Genomic DNA, 15,613 nt, shown 5'->3' with positions numbered 1-15,613 from the left:
TCAGCGCACTCCTTCCATCACGTGTTCGTAAACCTTTTCCCAAGCGCCGGGCGCATTGAAGTCCACGCCCTGCTTCTTCGCTTCGTCCATCGCCTGCGTCATGGCGACGAACTGGCGAGGCACGATCCTGGTGAAGCGGCTGCGAGCCGAATCCCAGTCGGCGAGAAGTTCCTTGGCGATGTCGCTGTCGGTCTCCTCGGCGTGCTTAGCGACGAGGCTGTGCACGAGGGCGTCTTCCTCATCGCTCAGTTCGAGGCACAGCAACGAGCCGTTGGCGATTGCCTCGGGGTTGACCTTCGACTTGTCGAGGTCGAGCACGTAGGCGTTGCCGCCGGAGAAGCCCGCGCCGAAGTTGCGGCCGGTCTTGCCCAGCACCACGACCACGCCGCCGGTCATGTATTCGCAGCCGTGGTCGCCCACGCCTTCGACGACGAACGTGGCGCCGCCGTTGCGCACGGCGAAGCGTTCGCCCGCCAGGCCGCGGATGAACATCTCGCCGCTCGTGGCGCCGAAACCGGTGACGTTGCCGGCGATGACGTTCGTGTGGGCGTCGATGATGGCGTCCTCCGCCGGGCGCACGATGATGCGGCCGCCTGACAGGCCCTTGCCGGCGTAGTCGTTGACTTCGCCGAAGATGCGCAGCGTCTCGCCGTGAGGAATGAAAGCACCGAACGACTGGCCTGCGGAACCGTGGAACGTGATGTCGATCGTGTCGGTCGGCAGACCGGGCTCACGGTAGCGGCGGGTGATCTCGTAGCCAAGCATGGTGCCCACGGTGCGCTGCACGTTGCGGATCGGCAGTTCGATGCGCACGGGCTCGCGGTTTTCCAAGGCATCCTGGCTCATCTGGATGAGCTGGTTGTCGAGGGCCTTCTCGAGGCCATGCTTCTGCGCGATCGTGTGGTGTAGCACGGTGCCGGGCACAGGACCGGCCTGAGCGAGCACGTTTGTCAGGTCGATGCCCTTGGCCTTCCATGCGGACTTGGCTTCGGTCTGGTCGAGGCACTCGACGTGGCCGACGGCGTCCTCGAGGGTGCGGAAGCCGAGCTGTGCGAGGATCTCGCGGACTTCCTGCGCCAGGTACATGAAGTAGTTGATCACGTACTCGGGCTTGCCGCGGAAGCGGGCGCGGAGCTCCGGATCCTGCGTTGCGATGCCCTGCGGGCAGGTGTTGAGCTGGCAGGCGCGCATCATGACGCAGCCTTCGACGATGAGCGCGGACGTTGCGAAGCCGAATTCCTCGGCGCCCAGCAACGCTGCGATCACGATGTCGCGGCCGGTCTTGAGCTCGCCGTCGCACTGCACGACCACGCGGGAGCGCAGGCCATTGAGGATCAGCGTCTGCTGCGTCTCGGACAGGCCGATCTCCCACGGGGTGCCGGCGTGCTTGATGGCGTTGAGCGGGGCTGCGCCCGTGCCGCCGTCGCCGCCGGAGATCAAGATCACATCGGCGTGCGCCTTGGCGACGCCTGCCGCGATCGTGCCCACGCCGAACTCGGACACGAGCTTGACGTGGATGCGGGCCTTGGGGTTGGCGTTCTTCGCATCGTGGATCAGCTGGGCCAGATCCTCGATGGAGTAAATGTCATGGTGAGGCGGCGGGGAGATGAGCTCCACGCCCGGCGTCGCATGACGCACCTTGGCGATCCACGGCGGGACCTTTGCACCGGGCAAATGGCCGCCTTCGCCAGGCTTTGCGCCCTGGCACAGCTTGATCTGCAGGTCGGTGGCGTGCACCAGGTAGTCGCTGGTGACGCCGAAGCGAGCGGATGCGATCTGCTTGATGCGGCTGCAACGCTCCGGATCGTCGAGGCGTTCGGTGTCTTCGCCGCCTTCGCCGGAGTTGGAGCGCGCGCCGATGCGGTTCATCGCGATGGCGAGTGTCTCATGCGCCTCCTGGCTGATGGAGCCATAGGACATGGCGCCGGTGGAGAAACGCTTGACGATTTCGCTGGCGGGTTCCACTTCGTCAATCGGGATGGGCTTGCGGTCGGACTTGAAGTCAAGCAGGCCGCGCAGCGTCATCAGACGGCGGGATGTGTCGTTGATGTGCTTGCTGTATTGCTTGAACAGGTCGTAGTCGCCGCGCTGGGTGGACTGCTGGAGCAGGAAGATGCTCTCGGGGTCGTTCAGGTGCTGTTCGCCGGTGCGACGCCACTTGTACTGGCCGCCGGTGCGCAGGTTGCGATGCGGACGCGCGGTCCACTGCACCGGGTAGGCGACGCGATGGCGTGCGGCGACTTCCTCGGCGATTTCGTTGATGCCGATGCCGCCCACGCGCGTAGGCGTGCCGGTGAAGTACTTGTCGACGAGCTCCTGCGACAGACCGACCGCTTCGAACAGCTGCGCGCCGCGGTACGACATGATCGTGTCGACGCCCATCTTGCTCATGATCTTCATGACGCCCTGGCTCATCGCCTTGATGACGTTCTTGACGGCGGTCTTCGCATCCACCTTGAGGTAGCCGCGTTCGGCGAGGTTTTCGGCGGATTCGAGCGCGAGGTATGGGTTCACGCAGGCGGCGCCGTACGAGATGAGCAGCGCCACGTGGTGGATCTCGCGCACGTCGCCAGCCTCCACGGCAAGCGAAATCTGCGTGCGCGTGTGGCGGCGCAGCAGGTGGTGGTGCACGGCGGAGGTGAGCAGCAGCGACGGAATCGGAGCCCACTCATGGTCGGAATTGCGGTCGGAAAGAATCAGGAAGTTCTTGCCGTCGGCGATCGCTTGGTCGACCTCTTCGAAGATCTCTTCGAGGCGCTTCTCCAAGGCATCGCCGCCGCCCGCGACCTGATACAGGCCGCGCACGACGAACGGCTTGTAATAGCCGCCGAGGATGGGCGCGCGGTCGAGGCGCTTGAGCTGGGCCATCTCGTCGGAGTCGATGACCGGCAGCGGGATGAGCACCTTCTTGGCGTGCAGCTCCACGTCCTCGAGCAGGTTCGCCTCGGGGCCGATCGCGGATTCGAGGCACGTCACGATGTCTTCGCGTTCCCAATCGAGCGGCGGGTTCGTGACCTGCGCGAACTTCTGCGTGAAGTAGTCGAACAGCATGCGGTCGTCGTTGGACAGCACGGCGAGCGGAGCGTCGTTGCCCATGGCGCCCAGCGGCTCGCGGCCGTTGTTTGCCATCGGGGTGAGCAGGATCTTCAGGTCCTCCTCGGTGTAGCCGAACGCGCGCTGTCGGCGCTGCACCGACAGGTTGGAATGACGCACGTGCGCGCGCTGCGGCAGCTGCGACATTTCGACGGTGTTGTTCTCGACCCACTGGCGGTACGGGTGCTGCGCGGCGAGATTGTGCTTGATCTCGTCGTCGGGCACGAGGCGGCCTTCGGCGGTGTCGATGAGGAACATCTTGCCAGGCTCGAGGCGGCCCTTGCGCACGATGTGCTTCTGCTCGATCTGGTTGAGCACGCCCGCTTCGGAAGCGAGCACGACGAGGCCGTCGTCGGTGATCTGCCAGCGGCCGGGGCGCAGACCGTTGCGGTCAAGCGTGGCGCCCACGAGGGTGCCATCGGTGAACACAATGTCAGCGGGGCCGTCCCACGGTTCGATGAGCGTGTTGTTATATTCGTAGAACGCGCGCACGTCCGGGTCGAGGTCGGGGTTCTTCTCCCATGCGGGAGGCACCATCATCGACACTGCGTGCGGCAGGCTGCGGCCGGCCAAGTGCAGCAGCTCGAGCGTTTCGTCGAAGGTGCCGGAGTCGGAGTATCCGGGCGTGTTGATCGGCAGCAGCGGCGCCATGTCGCCGAGCAGTTCGGACTTGAGCTTGCCTTCGCGGGCGGAGACCCAGTTGCGGTTGCCCTGGATCGTGTTGATCTCGCCGTTGTGGGCCAGCAGGCGGAACGGCTGGGCGAGCGGCCAGCTGGGGAACGTGTTGGTGGAGAAGCGGGAGTGCACCACTGCGATGGTGGTGGCCATGTCCGGATCGGAAAGATCGAGGAAGAACGGCTGCAGCTGCTTGGTGGTGAGCATGCCCTTGTACGTGATGGTGCGTGCGGAGAGCGAGGCGAAGTAGACGCCCACCTCATGCTCGGCGCGCTTGCGCACACGGTAGATGCGGCGTTCGAGGTCGAGGCCGCTGAGCTTGCGCTCGGGGTCGGCGATGACCGGCATGTCGAACGACGGCATGGAGCTCAGGGCGCCCAGGCCCAGACCGTCCGGGTTCACCGGCACGGTGCGCCATGCGAGGGTCTCGAGGCCCTCTTCCTTGGTGATGCGGGTGATGTCCGCCTCCTGCTGGGCGCGCTCCCCTGCATCCCGCGACAGGAAGCCGATGCCCGTGGCATAGGAGCCCAGTTCCGGCAGCTCCACGTCGATGACCTTGCGGATGAATGCGTCAGGCATCGACATGAGGATTCCAGCGCCATCGCCGGTGTTTTCCTCAGCTCCGACCGCACCGCGGTGGTCGAGGTGCTCGAGGGCTTCGATCGCGTCATCGACGATCAGCCGGGCGGGCTTCTTGTTGAGGGTCGTCACCATCGCGACACCGCAGGCATCGTGCTCTGCGGATGGGTCGTACATGCCCTGCGGGGCGTGGACTCTCAAATCTAGCGGTGCATTCGTCACAATCATCACCTCTGGTTTATGGAGGAACATTTGAGGAAGGTCATGCAGCCAGGCCTTCGCAATCGTTCACATATTATTACGCTTGCAATACAGGCGTGCCTCGCGCCGTGGTTTGTTCGGCGACCGTTGAGACGATTGCTGCGAATTCCGCAATCCCCCGTTGTTTGCATTTTTGGGCGGATTTGCGGCATTCGCCTCTCTCGACATTTGAGGAGCCGCGTGATTGTTTTTGTTGAATCAACGGACGATTCCCGTGTTTTCGGCTTGAATCGCGGCATGACACACCTTGCGTTTCGATACATGCACGAATGTTTCCGCCATGTGATTTCCTTTCCAGTCCGATAATTTTCCCGCAACCAATACCAAACGAAAGCACCATTTCGAAAGAGGCAAACACCAAATTCCACGAGAATCGCAATGTTCCACTTTCCACAATGTGGCCATCCTCGCGCAATCCCGCGTGTTGCACCGCCCCAGCCTTCAATCGACCGCAGCAGGTATCCCCGCCCAAGAGTCGCCGAACACGGAGGATACGGCCCCATACCCACACCGCCAAACCTCCGTCTTCGGCGATCGACGGAGGATTCGCCGAAGACGGAAGTTACAACCCCCTCTATCCACCCTCCAAACCTCCACAATCGGCGAACCACATATCCGTCGCCGAAGACGGAAGTTTGGGATCTCTCCCAGGGACTCTTAACCTCCATCTTCGGCGGCACCATCAACCGTTCGCCGAAGACGGAAGATACAGAACCATTGGGGGACCACCAAACCTCCATCATCGGCGACCAACGGAGGATTCGCCGAACACGGAAGTTACAACCCCTCCCCCCATACCGTCTAACCTCCACCATCGGCGAACGGACAAACCTGTCGCCGAACACGGAAGTTAGGGACCCCGTCCCAGACCACCAAACCTCCATCTTCGGCGACACCACCAACCACTCGCCGAACACGGAAGTTACAACCCCTCTATCCGCCCTCCAAACCTCCGCAATCGGCGAACCACAAATCCGTCGCCGAACACGGAGGTTACAACCCTTCTACCTGACCTCCAAACGTCCGTCATCGGCGAACCACCAACCGCTCGCCGAAGACGGAAGGTTCCGCAATTACCACTTCGTGCAGATGGTGCGGTCGTATGGGATGATTCCCGCGACATGCGGAACGCGGACGCTGTCCAGCAGCTGGATGAGATAATCCTGGTCAAGTGCCTGCTTGAAACTGATGCGAATCAATCCATCCACTTGCTTCAACAGGCGCGATTCCCGGAGTCGCTCGTCGCTACGCACGCGTTCACTGTCAAACCCGTTCATGAAACGCGGATCGGTGTATTTGCACAAGCCATCGAGCTCCAATGCCACGGTTCGCACACGGTCAGGCCGTTGGATTTTCCAGCAGAAATCTACGCGCATGATATGCCGCGAATCCATGTCGTCGACGAATTCCACCTGCGATTGCGGAGCGGCGAACCCGCTCTGGATGATCAAGGCGCGCACAATCGATTCGCCGCCGTTCTCGCATTTGGGATCTGCGAATTTCAGGACTTCTAGCGCCCGCTCCCTGCCAAGGGATCCTTTTTGATCGAGGATGCATTGCATCGCCTGGTTGTAAGTCAACAATTGCGACCTCAGGGTGCCATCGGCAACCGCGAGCGCTATGGGGAACTGCATCCAGCGCAGGCAATCGAACAGTGTGCGCCCCACAGGCGTGACGCGGATTCCGCGCACTGTGCGGACCTTGGAGATGTCGGTCTTGTGGTGGATGACATTGGGCAAGTGCTGATTGTTGCTGGTGGTGGATGCGACGACGAGTTTTCCCATCGCCAGTTCGGTGTTTGCCATGCCGTGGGCTACGGCGGCGGTGAAGCCGCAGAAGACCCATTCGGGGTGTTTGACCTGCAAGGTGCGCGCGGTCCACAGGTATTGTTCGCGCCGTTCCATCGATGCCCACCTGTCGCTTGCCACGTACATTCCCCGCACGGGTTGTGTGACCGTTCCTTGTTGGACACGAACCTGGAGGGATTTGCGCAAAGCGTCGGATTCGGCAATGCAGCATCTTCCGGTGTGCTCTGCCTCTGCGAGCGCTTCTCGTACTTTTTCATCTGCGTGGTGTCTGTTGCCCATGGCATGACAGTATTCGAAAACCGTCAGTGAATAGAAGCCATATTGGCCAATGTGGATAGTTATGGGGCAAATTCGTTTCGAATATTATCCCTGTGGATAAAGGTTACGCGGATACGCGGTGTGGGAGAGGGTGTGTGGATGGAGGTTGCGGATGGAGGTTATGGAGGAAGATTGGGGAGGAAGGTCGCGGATAAGGTCGCGTGAATAAAGGGCACACGGGTAAGAGGCGTACCAACAAGAGGGTATGCGAATAAGTCGCCGAATGCGGAGGATACAAGCACGTTCGCCAAACCCCGAACTTCCGTGTTCGGCGAATGACATATCCGTCGCCGAATACGGAAGATGCACACCCATCTCACAGTCTGTTAACCTCCGCAATCGGCGAACCACACATCTGCCGCCGAAGACGGAAGACAGGAATCCATCCCCAACTCCTCTAACCTCCACAATCGGCGACGCAACCTGCCGCTCGCCGAAGATGGAGGATAAATTCCCATCTATAGGCCTCTTAACCTCCGTCTTCGGCGACACCACCAACCGTTCGCCGAAGACGGAAGATGCAACCCCTCTATCTGGGACCCAAACCTCCGCAATCGGCGAATCACACATCAACTGCCGAAGACGGAAGATAGGAACCCCTCCACAACTCCCCTAACCTCCGCCATCGGCGACACAGAGCATTCTCGCCGAAAAGGGAGGATAGCGGTGTGGAATCACTGTGGGGTGAGCGCAGATGTGATGTAGGGATGCGAAAGCTCTCGTACACAACAGTGCGTGACACAAGAGCTTGGAGATTGCCATCATCATGCAAACGTAGGGCTCGGGATGTGGTATGCGCGGATGCGGATACACGTACTCAAAGTGAGCGGGAAGCAGGATGCGCAGGCTCAAAATACGAGGATGCAGAGCGCAAGGGATACAGAATGTGAGGGACGATTCTGGAAGCACGCACACTGATATCGAATCTGGGGATGACGTTGGGTGTATCTCATGATGAACCGGAATGTGCCCCTTCCCAACGGCATCGAGACTGTGCCGGTACTGATGGGTGTTGCATATTCATGCATCCACGGGATGTGCCACGCAGCTCCGTGCGAGGGCATGCCCGTGGATGCATATGGTCAGAAAGCGGATGCGTCTGTACAAGTGTTGCGCACATCCCGCGAGTGCATAGTGTGGCAGCGGTCGGAAAGACTTCTCGCGTTCTCTACCCCGCGCACATCACGTGACGTACAGTGCAATGTGCGAATCGCTTGGCTACAACGCCAAGGAGCTGACCCAGGATTTGACCGCAGCAGCGGATGCGGAGGATGGGAAGCGTTTGACGCCCAGCCATTGGGCGCCTTTGGCCATGTCCTTGACATCGGATTCATTGCCGAACGAGGAGCTTGCAGATGTGACGAATGCCGCTAGCTTCTTGCCGGTGAAATCATTGGAGGTGAGGAAATCGTCGATCGGCCATGCGGCGACTCCCCACCATACCGGGGCGCCTATGAACACCGCGTCGTAAGAATCCCAGTCCGGCACGGATGTGTCGGCGAGTTTCACAGACTGGCGTGCAGCGGGGTCGTTCGCCTCGCGGTTGACGCGACTTCCCGAATCGCGCCAATCAAGGTCTGCCGCCGTGTATGGTTCCGCCGCCTTGAGTTCATGCAACGTGGCTCCAGTCGCCTCCGCGATGGTCTGTGCTACACGGCGGGTGCACCCGCTTTCAGTGAAATAAACCACCAATGCCTTCATATTTCCCTCGATTCTCGAATCGCTTGAGTCATCTGACTCACTTTGAGTGTTTGCCTGAACCGTCCGATCCTGGTTCAAGACACTCGACGGGCCGCCCGTCATGCCGCGAGCGCGTCGTATTCGGCGTCGCTGACTGGCTCAAGCCATTCGTTGCTCATGTCTTCGCCTGGCAGCATGAAGGCAAGGTGCGAAAACCAAGAGTCCTTCGCGGCACCATGCCAATGCTTCACTCCGGCTGGCACCTCCACCACATCTCCTGGAAGCATGCGCTTGGCAGTCTGGCCTTCGAGCTGGCACCATCCTTCGCCATCGACGCAGATGAGGATCTGACCGCCGCCACGCGCGGCATGGTGGATGTGCCAGTTGTTGCGGCATCCAGGTTCGAATGTCACGTTGTGGATGGCGAGTGGATCGCCAGATGCGCTCACCTGCTTGAGGTAGGAACGTCCGGTGAAGTATTGCGCGTAGCCGTCGTTCGGTTCGCCCATGCCGAAGAAACCGCCGTGCTCCTCCTGCTCACCCGCGTCTTGCGTGGCATCGGAGGCATACACTTCCTTTGCCATCGGGAATGCCGCCCATGCGTTCGGCCAGCCGGCGTAGAAAGCGATGTGCGTGAGAATCGATGCCATTTCGTCACGGGTCACGCCGTTGGTGCGGGCGGTCTGAAGATGGTATTTGAGCGAGGAATCAGTGATGCCTTTGCCGATGAGGGTGCTGATCGTGATGATGCTGCGCGTCTTAGGCGGGAGCGTGGGGTCGTTCCACACTTCGCCAAAGAGCACATCGTCGTTGTAATGGGCGAACTTCGGTGAGAAATCGCCCAACTGATCGTGTCCTGCCGTTTGCCTAATCATTTTGCACTCCTTGATGGTTGCGCTGGATGCCTATCATCCGGCTATATGTGACTCTCTGTGCGTGGACGAAGCTCATGTGTCGGCTGGATTCGGCACAGGGGTCGGATATCGTCGCCATTGCCGCTGTCACTCATCATCCTCGTCCTTGCATCCAACGGCTGCCTCGCTTCCAGTTGCTTCCTGGGTGTCTGGGATCCTGTCGGGTTCCATGTCCGGGGCTTCGTCGACGTGGACGGCGGATTCAGTACCTGCGGCGATGGCGGTGCGATAGTACCAATCTTTGAAATCGAGCTCCCGCAGGTAGAACTTCAGTTGCTCGATCTGGTCGAGCACGGCCTGTCGCTGCGCTTTGATGAGCTCATAGCGTTGTTCGAGCGAAGCGTCGCCTTCCTCGCACAGCTGCGCGTATTCCTTGATCCGCCGTATGGGCATGCCCGTGTTTTTCAAACACTGCAGCACTCGCAGCCACGGAAAGTCCTTGTTGCGGAACACGCGCACGCCGTTGATGCGCTCCACGTGCGGCAGCAATCCTTCGTGGTCGTAGTAGCGCAGCGCGGACGGGGCGACGCCCATGATCTGCGCTACCTGGGATATCGAATACGCCGGTTCATCGTCGGAACCATACGCATCGGTGAACGATGCAGAGAGGGACCGTCCCACCCTGTTCGTCACCGCGGCGCCCGTCATAGCATCGACATGGGCGTCTGGCCTACCGCTGCTCATGCCCTTCCTCCGTATACAGGCCAGAAACTCTGGTCTCCGTAGTCCTTGATGTGTTCCATGCCCTTAAGGGCCTCCATGTCTTCGTCGGATATCTCGAAATCCACCTGCGCATTGGTGCGCATATGGTCGGGGTTCGCCGTCTTGGGAAGCGGCAACAGTCCCAGCTGCAGGTCGTAGCGGATGCACAACTGTGCAGGGCTCACCCCGTAGCGCTGCGCCATCGATGCAATCTGGGGGTTGTCCAGCACCACGCCGTGCGCGATGGGCGAATATGCTTCGACGAGTATCCCTTGCTTCTTGCAGTAGTCGATGACGTCCCACGGAGTGTTTGTGATATGTGCAAGGACTTGGTTGACCGCAGGCGTTACGGTGCAGTTAGCCAGGATGTTGTCGATGTCGTGTGCCGTGAAGTTCGACACGCCGATCGCACGGATCTTGCCAGCCTTGTAGGCGTCCTCGAGAGCGCGGTACGCCTCGACGTTGCCTTTCTCATAACGGTCGGATGACTTGTTTACAGCGCTCCAAGGCTGGGGGCTGTGGATGATCATCATGTCGATATATCCCAAGTCGAGTTTGCGCAAGGATTCTTCAATGGCGGCTGCCGCCGAATCGTAGTCTTTGCATTCCGCAGCGAGCTTGGTCGTCACGAACACCTCGGCACGATCCACTCCGGATTCGCGCACACCGCGTCCGACCTCCGCCTCGTTGCCGTATGCTTCGGCGGTGTCGATGTGACGGTAGCCGATTGCAAGCGCCGCCTTGACTGCATCGGTCGCCTGCTGCCCTTCGATGAGCCATGTGCCCAACGCAAGCTTGGGAATCGTAACCCCGTTGTTGAGGGTAAATGTCTGGGTCAATGCTGAATCCGCCATGATGCGGTCTCCTTTTCATATCGTCTTGTAGCAAGCGGCGCAGCGATTCATGCAGTACCTTTCCTCAGGATTGGCATCCAGCCGCATTTGCTTTCGATAACATCACGGTAGGGCTTAAAGCACACTTGAAGTCAAAGCGCGACACGCCGACGGGAGGAAAGGAGAAATGGGAAGAAAAGGGAAAGAGAAGGAAGGAAGAAAAAGAGGAGGAGGGAAAGAAGGAGGAAAAGGAAGGGCAGGCAGAAGAAGAAAGGAAAGGGAGGAGAAGAAAGGGAGAAAGGGCGAGAAGGAAGGAGGATGGCAGGAAGGAAAAGGAGGGAAAGGAAGGAAAGAAGGAGAAGGAAAAGGAGGGCAGGATGGGAGAGGAAGGCAGGAAGAGAACGGAAGAAAGAGAAAGAAGAAAAGAAGAAGGAAGAAACGACGTGAGAGGCGAAGGAAGTGATGTGAAAAAAGACAGATAAAAGGAATAAAATGAAATGGAAAGAAAGGGGGAAGCGCGCCAGCACAATACGCTGGTGGCATGCGCTGCATCACCGTCGATGCCATGCACAGAGCGCAACCCGTAGCACGCAAGACTTGCCCGAGGACAATCCGCCAGAAACAACCGCTGAAGGACAAAAATGATGAATGAACTACAGTCCGGGGACCCGCAAGACAACCGAAACAACCATCATTCAACAAGCGACGCCTCCAAGGCCGCCGCCGACACCACCACCCCCTACATCACCACCGGCACCACCGCCTCAACCGATGCTTCAACCGATGCCAGAACCACAACCACCGAATTCGCCGACGACACCGCAACCGCTGTAACCGCAACCACCACAACCACCACCCGCATTCACTTCCCGCTGCGCCAGACGGCGACGGCAATCGTGTGCATCGCCGCGCTCGCCAGCCTGTGGTACGCCCGCGCGGTCTACAACACGCACACCGGCACGTCATTCTGGCTGTTCTGGGTGGCTCTTGCGCTCGCCCTCGGCGTGTGGGCTGCGGCAATCTGGTTCCATTGGTGGCGAGCGCTGCCCAACGCGGCGCGCATTCCCATCGGCATCGTGCTATGCGTCGCACTGTGCAGCTTTGGCATGTCGCAAGCCGCCATCGTCTCTCACATGCGCGACGAAGGCGATCGGAACCTTGATTACATCATCGTGCTGGGCGCGCAGGTCTATCAAGGCTCCCCCAGCCTCGTGCTGCGCTACCGACTTGACAAGGCAGCCGAATACTTGCGCGCAAACCCTGGCACGACGTGCATCGTCTCGGGCGGGCAGGGCCCCAATGAACCGTATGCGGAGGCGCGAGGAATGGCGGATTATCTTGAGCATGATGCCGGCATCGATGCATCGCGCATCATCGAGGAGCCCGATTCCTCCACGACCGTGGAAAACCTGCGTAACAGCCGCGCAATCATCGACAGCGCCAACAACACGGGCAGCACCAGCAACACCGCGTCCGAGCCTTCCATTGGTATCGTCACCAACGACTTCCATGTATTCCGCTCCCTGCAAATCGCCCATGACCAGGGTTACACGGATGTGCGCGGCATCGCGGCGGGCTCCCCGCGCGACATGCTCCTCAACAACATGGTGCGCGAGTCTTTTGCGGAAGCCAAATATCTGATCAAGCGCTGACTGACTGCCCGCCGCCCTCACCTGCCTCGCCGGCTTCGTCCGCCGCCAGCCATGTCTGCTGCCTCGCTGTGCACGACAGCCGCATCGCCGCCAGCCATGCCTTGCCAGCCGTGCCCTGTCTCAGAGGAACCGGCTGGTGAGGCTGTCGGGGTCGCGGCGAATGTCATCGGGCGTGCCTTGGGCGACGATGCGGCCGCCTTGCACACCTCCGAGCGGACCCATGTCGATAATCCAGTCGGCGTTGCGCATCATGTCGAGGTCGTGTTCGATGACGATGACAGTGGCACCGTGGTCGATGAGCGTCTGGAACACGTCGAGCAGCGCGAGCACGTCCTTGGGGTGCAGGCCGATCGTCGGCTCGTCGAACACGAACAGCGAATCGTCCTGGGCGCGCCCCATCTCGCTGGCGAGCTTGAGGCGCTGCGCCTCGCCGCCGGAGAGTCCGGGCGTCTGCTCCCCGATCGTGAGATAGCCCAGCCCCAGGTCGTGCAACGTCTGCAGGCGTTGGCGCAGCAGCTTGAGGCCACGGCCGGAATCGAACGCTTCGAGCGCTTCATCCACGCTCATGCGCATGAGCTGCGGCAGGCTGTATTCAACCGCGCCGTCGACCCCGGTGCCGCTACCCTTCGCCGCGCCGCCGAACGGGCGTCGTATCGCATCGGCCTGCTTGCCGTAGCGCGACCCATGGCAATCGGGGCAATCCACCTGCACGTCGGGCAGGAACTGCACGTCGAGCGAAATCTGACCGGTGCCGTCGCATGTGGGGCACCGCAGCTTCCCGGTGTTGTATGAGAAGTCCCCTGCCTTGAACCCCAGCCGTTTCGCGTCGTCCGTGCGCGCGAACGCCTTGCGCAGTTCGTCATGGATGCCCGCGTATGTGGCGACGGTGGAGCGCACATTGATGCCGATGGGCGTGGCGTCGATGAGCTTGGCATGCTTGATTCCCGGCGCCGAAAGGCTCTGCACATGCGCAGGCAACGCAACATCAGTCGAATCAGCAGAATCAGTTAAACCAGCAGAATCTGCGGCCGCCTGAAGCGCCGGCACCAGGCTTTCGAGCACCATCGTCGTCTTGCCGGACCCTGACACACCGGTCACGACGGTGAGCCGGCCCTTGGGGACGCGCACGTCCAGCGGATGCACGGTGTGAATGGCGCGGGTGTGCATGGCTATCGTGCCCATGTCGAACACCTTGCCCTCCGGCACCACGGGGCGCACACGCTCCGCTGCACGTTCCGCCGCAGCCGCGCCGACACCTGCCGCATTATCGACAGCCGCTGCGTTTCCGGCGTCAGCTGCGTTTCCGGCGTCAGCTGCGTTCCCGCCTTCCGCCGCAGGTTCCCCGTCCCCGGCTTCAACCTGCCGCGCAAGGAACGGGCCGATCACCGACCGGGAGTCGCCCGCCAAATCCCGCACAGTGCCCTGCGCAATCACACTGCCGCCATCCGCTCCGGCGCCCGGCCCCATCTCGACGATCCAATCGGCATGGCCCAACACCTGCGTGTCATGGTCCACCAGCACCACGGAATTGCCATCGGCCACCAGATCGTCCATCACGCCCACCAACCCCTGCAGGTTGTACGGGTGCAAGCCGATGGACGGCTCGTCGAGCACATAGAGCACCCCGGTCGTGCGGTTGCGCACGGCGCGGGCCAGCTGCACGCGCTGGCGCTCGCCGGTCGACAATGTGGAGCCCGCGCGGTCGAGCGACAGGTAGCCCAGGCCGAGATCCATCAGGCGGCGCGCCGTGTCGAGGAACGAATCGCAGATGTTTTTCGCCATCGGGCGCATCTTGGCGGGCAGCGAATCCGGCACGCCCTTGACCCACTCGATGGCATTGTCAAGCGTCATCGCGGTCGCTTCGTCCAGCCCGATGCCCCGCAGCCTCGGCGCCCGCGCGGCGTCGCTCAGACGCGTGCCATGGCAATCCGGGCACGTGCCGTCCTTCAGGTATTTGGCGACGCGTTTCATGCCGCGCTCGTCCTTGACCTTGGAGAGCGCGTTCTTGACGGTGTTGACGGCGCTGTAGTAGGTGAAGTCAAGCTCACCGTCCTGCTGAGCTTTCTTGATGACGTAATGGATGTGCTTCTTGACCATGGGCCCGTGGTAGACGATCTCTTTCTCACGGTCGGTCAGGTCGCGGAACGGCACATCGGTGCGCACGCCCATCTCGCGGCACACGTCCGTCATGAGCGACCAGATGAGGCTGCCCCACACGACGACGGCACCTTCGTCAATGGTCTTCGACTGGTCGGGCACGAGTGTGGATTCGTCGACGATGTGCGCGATGCCGGTGCCTTGGCAGGTCGGGCAGGCGCCGCGGCTGTTGAAGGCGAGGTCCTCTGCCCCGGGCGCCTCGACCTGCGCCCCGCATTCGGGGCAGACGATCGGCTGCATGGCGGCGACGGCGAGGGTGGGCTCGACGTAATGACCGTTGGGGCATCGGTGGCTTGCCAGGCGCGAGAACATGAGGCGCAGGCTGTTGAGCAGTTCGCTCATTGTGCCGAAGGTGCTGCGGATGCCGGGCACGCCGGGGCGCTGGTGCAATGCGAGCGCGGCGGGCACGTAACGCACGTCGTCCACGTCGGCGCGTTCGGCCTGCGTCATACGCCGGCGCGTGTAGGTGGAGAGGGATTCGAGGTAGCGGCGCGAGCCTTCCGAATACAGCACGCCGAGCGCGAGCGACGACTTGCCCGATCCGGAGACGCCGGCGATTCCCACGATCTTGCCGAGCGGCACGTCCACGTCGATGTTTCGCAGGTTGTGGACGCGCGCCCCGCGCACCTCGATGGCGACGGGCCTGCGGGCGGATGTCGCGGCGGTCTCGGAAGCGGTGGTTGCGGATTGCGTGGGGAACGACTTGTGGATATTTGACGATGACATCGGATGTTCGTTCACAGCTACCTCCAAGACACTCACAGCCGCCTCTAAGATTTGTGGCTCAATCCTTGCATGGTACCGTGACCATTCGGAGCCTGACCTTTCGCAGGAATCCGGTAGGATGATCCGGCTATATGGTCGGCGGAATGGTCGGCGATATGCTGAACACCGTGAACACAGCGCGACCGAATGCACCACGGGTGGCGCCGTGATGGCGC

At 61.3% G+C, this 15,613-nt stretch carries 10 protein-coding genes; 2 read left to right on the top strand and 8 right to left on the bottom strand.

The features are described 5' to 3' along the window. The 7 genes from gltB to CLV65_RS01610 all read right to left on the bottom strand — a co-directional run bounded on the left by gltB (nt 1) and on the right by CLV65_RS01610 (nt 10,884). Nucleotides 1-4,575 (bottom strand): glutamate synthase large subunit, encoded by a 4,575-nt coding sequence (gene gltB / locus CLV65_RS01635; RefSeq protein WP_483407197.1) that lies wholly within the window; start codon nt 4,573-4,575, stop codon nt 1-3. Between the two features lie 70 nt (nt 4,576-4,645). Beyond that, a complete protein-coding gene (locus tag CLV65_RS08670) occupies nt 4,646-5,002 on the bottom strand; it encodes a hypothetical protein (RefSeq protein WP_144441903.1) in 357 nt (118 codons plus the stop codon). 679 nt (nt 5,003-5,681) lie between these two features. After that, nucleotides 5,682-6,536, bottom strand: a complete 855-nt coding sequence (locus CLV65_RS01630; protein WP_144441902.1) for a hypothetical protein — start codon at nt 6,534-6,536, stop codon at nt 5,682-5,684. A gap of 1,416 nt (nt 6,537-7,952) precedes the next feature. Continuing rightward, nucleotides 7,953-8,435, bottom strand: coding sequence for a flavodoxin (locus CLV65_RS01625; protein ID WP_094691643.1), 483 nt, complete (start codon nt 8,433-8,435; stop codon nt 7,953-7,955). 98 nt (nt 8,436-8,533) lie between these two features. Next, entirely contained in the window at nt 8,534-9,289 is a 756-nt protein-coding gene (locus CLV65_RS01620) for a carboxymuconolactone decarboxylase family protein (RefSeq protein WP_094691642.1), read from the bottom strand. A gap of 126 nt (nt 9,290-9,415) precedes the next feature. Next, entirely contained in the window at nt 9,416-10,012 is a 597-nt protein-coding gene (locus CLV65_RS01615; protein WP_211278434.1) for a MerR family transcriptional regulator, read from the bottom strand. Further along, nucleotides 10,009-10,884: an aldo/keto reductase gene (locus tag CLV65_RS01610; RefSeq protein ID WP_094691641.1), complete on the bottom strand. Its 876-nt coding sequence runs from the start codon at nt 10,882-10,884 to the stop codon at nt 10,009-10,011. Before CLV65_RS01610 ends, CLV65_RS01615 begins: the two co-directional genes overlap by 4 nt. A 125-nt stretch (nt 10,885-11,009) precedes the next feature. On the opposite strand from CLV65_RS01610, the gene CLV65_RS01605 reads away from it, so the two are divergent. Next, nucleotides 11,010-11,345: a hypothetical protein gene (locus CLV65_RS01605; protein WP_100346264.1), complete on the top strand. Its 336-nt coding sequence runs from the start codon at nt 11,010-11,012 to the stop codon at nt 11,343-11,345. A gap of 159 nt (nt 11,346-11,504) precedes the next feature. After that, complete coding sequence (locus CLV65_RS01600; protein WP_338065600.1) at nt 11,505-12,515, top strand: YdcF family protein; 1,011 nt, start codon at nt 11,505-11,507, stop codon at nt 12,513-12,515. 120 nt (nt 12,516-12,635) lie between these two features. On the opposite strand, the gene CLV65_RS01595 is transcribed toward CLV65_RS01600, so the two are convergent. Continuing rightward, nucleotides 12,636-15,398, bottom strand: coding sequence for an excinuclease ABC subunit UvrA (locus CLV65_RS01595; RefSeq protein WP_244569193.1), 2,763 nt, complete (start codon nt 15,396-15,398; stop codon nt 12,636-12,638). Nucleotides 15,399-15,613 lie beyond the last annotated feature (215 nt).

The sequence above is a fragment of the Pseudoscardovia suis genome (assembly GCF_002797875.1).
Lineage (GTDB): Bacteria > Actinomycetota > Actinomycetes > Actinomycetales > Bifidobacteriaceae > Pseudoscardovia > Pseudoscardovia suis.
Note: the sequence above shows the minus strand (reverse complement) of the source record. Positions and strands in the feature narration are given on the sequence as shown.

Excerpts from the sequence above, each read along its gene's own strand:
- gltB (WP_483407197.1), bottom strand. The coding sequence starts at position 4,575 with ATGATTGTGACGAATGCACCGCTAGATTTGAGAGTCCACGCCCCGCAG.
- CLV65_RS01600 (WP_338065600.1), top strand. The coding sequence starts at position 11,505 with ATGATGAATGAACTACAGTCCGGGGACCCGCAAGACAACCGAAACAAC.
- CLV65_RS01595 (WP_244569193.1), bottom strand. The coding sequence starts at position 15,398 with ATGTCATCGTCAAATATCCACAAGTCGTTCCCCACGCAATCCGCAACC.
- CLV65_RS01610 (WP_094691641.1), bottom strand. The coding sequence starts at position 10,884 with ATGGCGGATTCAGCATTGACCCAGACATTTACCCTCAACAACGGGGTT.
- CLV65_RS01620 (WP_094691642.1), bottom strand. The coding sequence starts at position 9,289 with ATGATTAGGCAAACGGCAGGACACGATCAGTTGGGCGATTTCTCACCG.
- CLV65_RS01615 (WP_211278434.1), bottom strand. The coding sequence starts at position 10,012 with ATGAGCAGCGGTAGGCCAGACGCCCATGTCGATGCTATGACGGGCGCC.
- CLV65_RS01625 (WP_094691643.1), bottom strand. The coding sequence starts at position 8,435 with ATGAAGGCATTGGTGGTTTATTTCACTGAAAGCGGGTGCACCCGCCGT.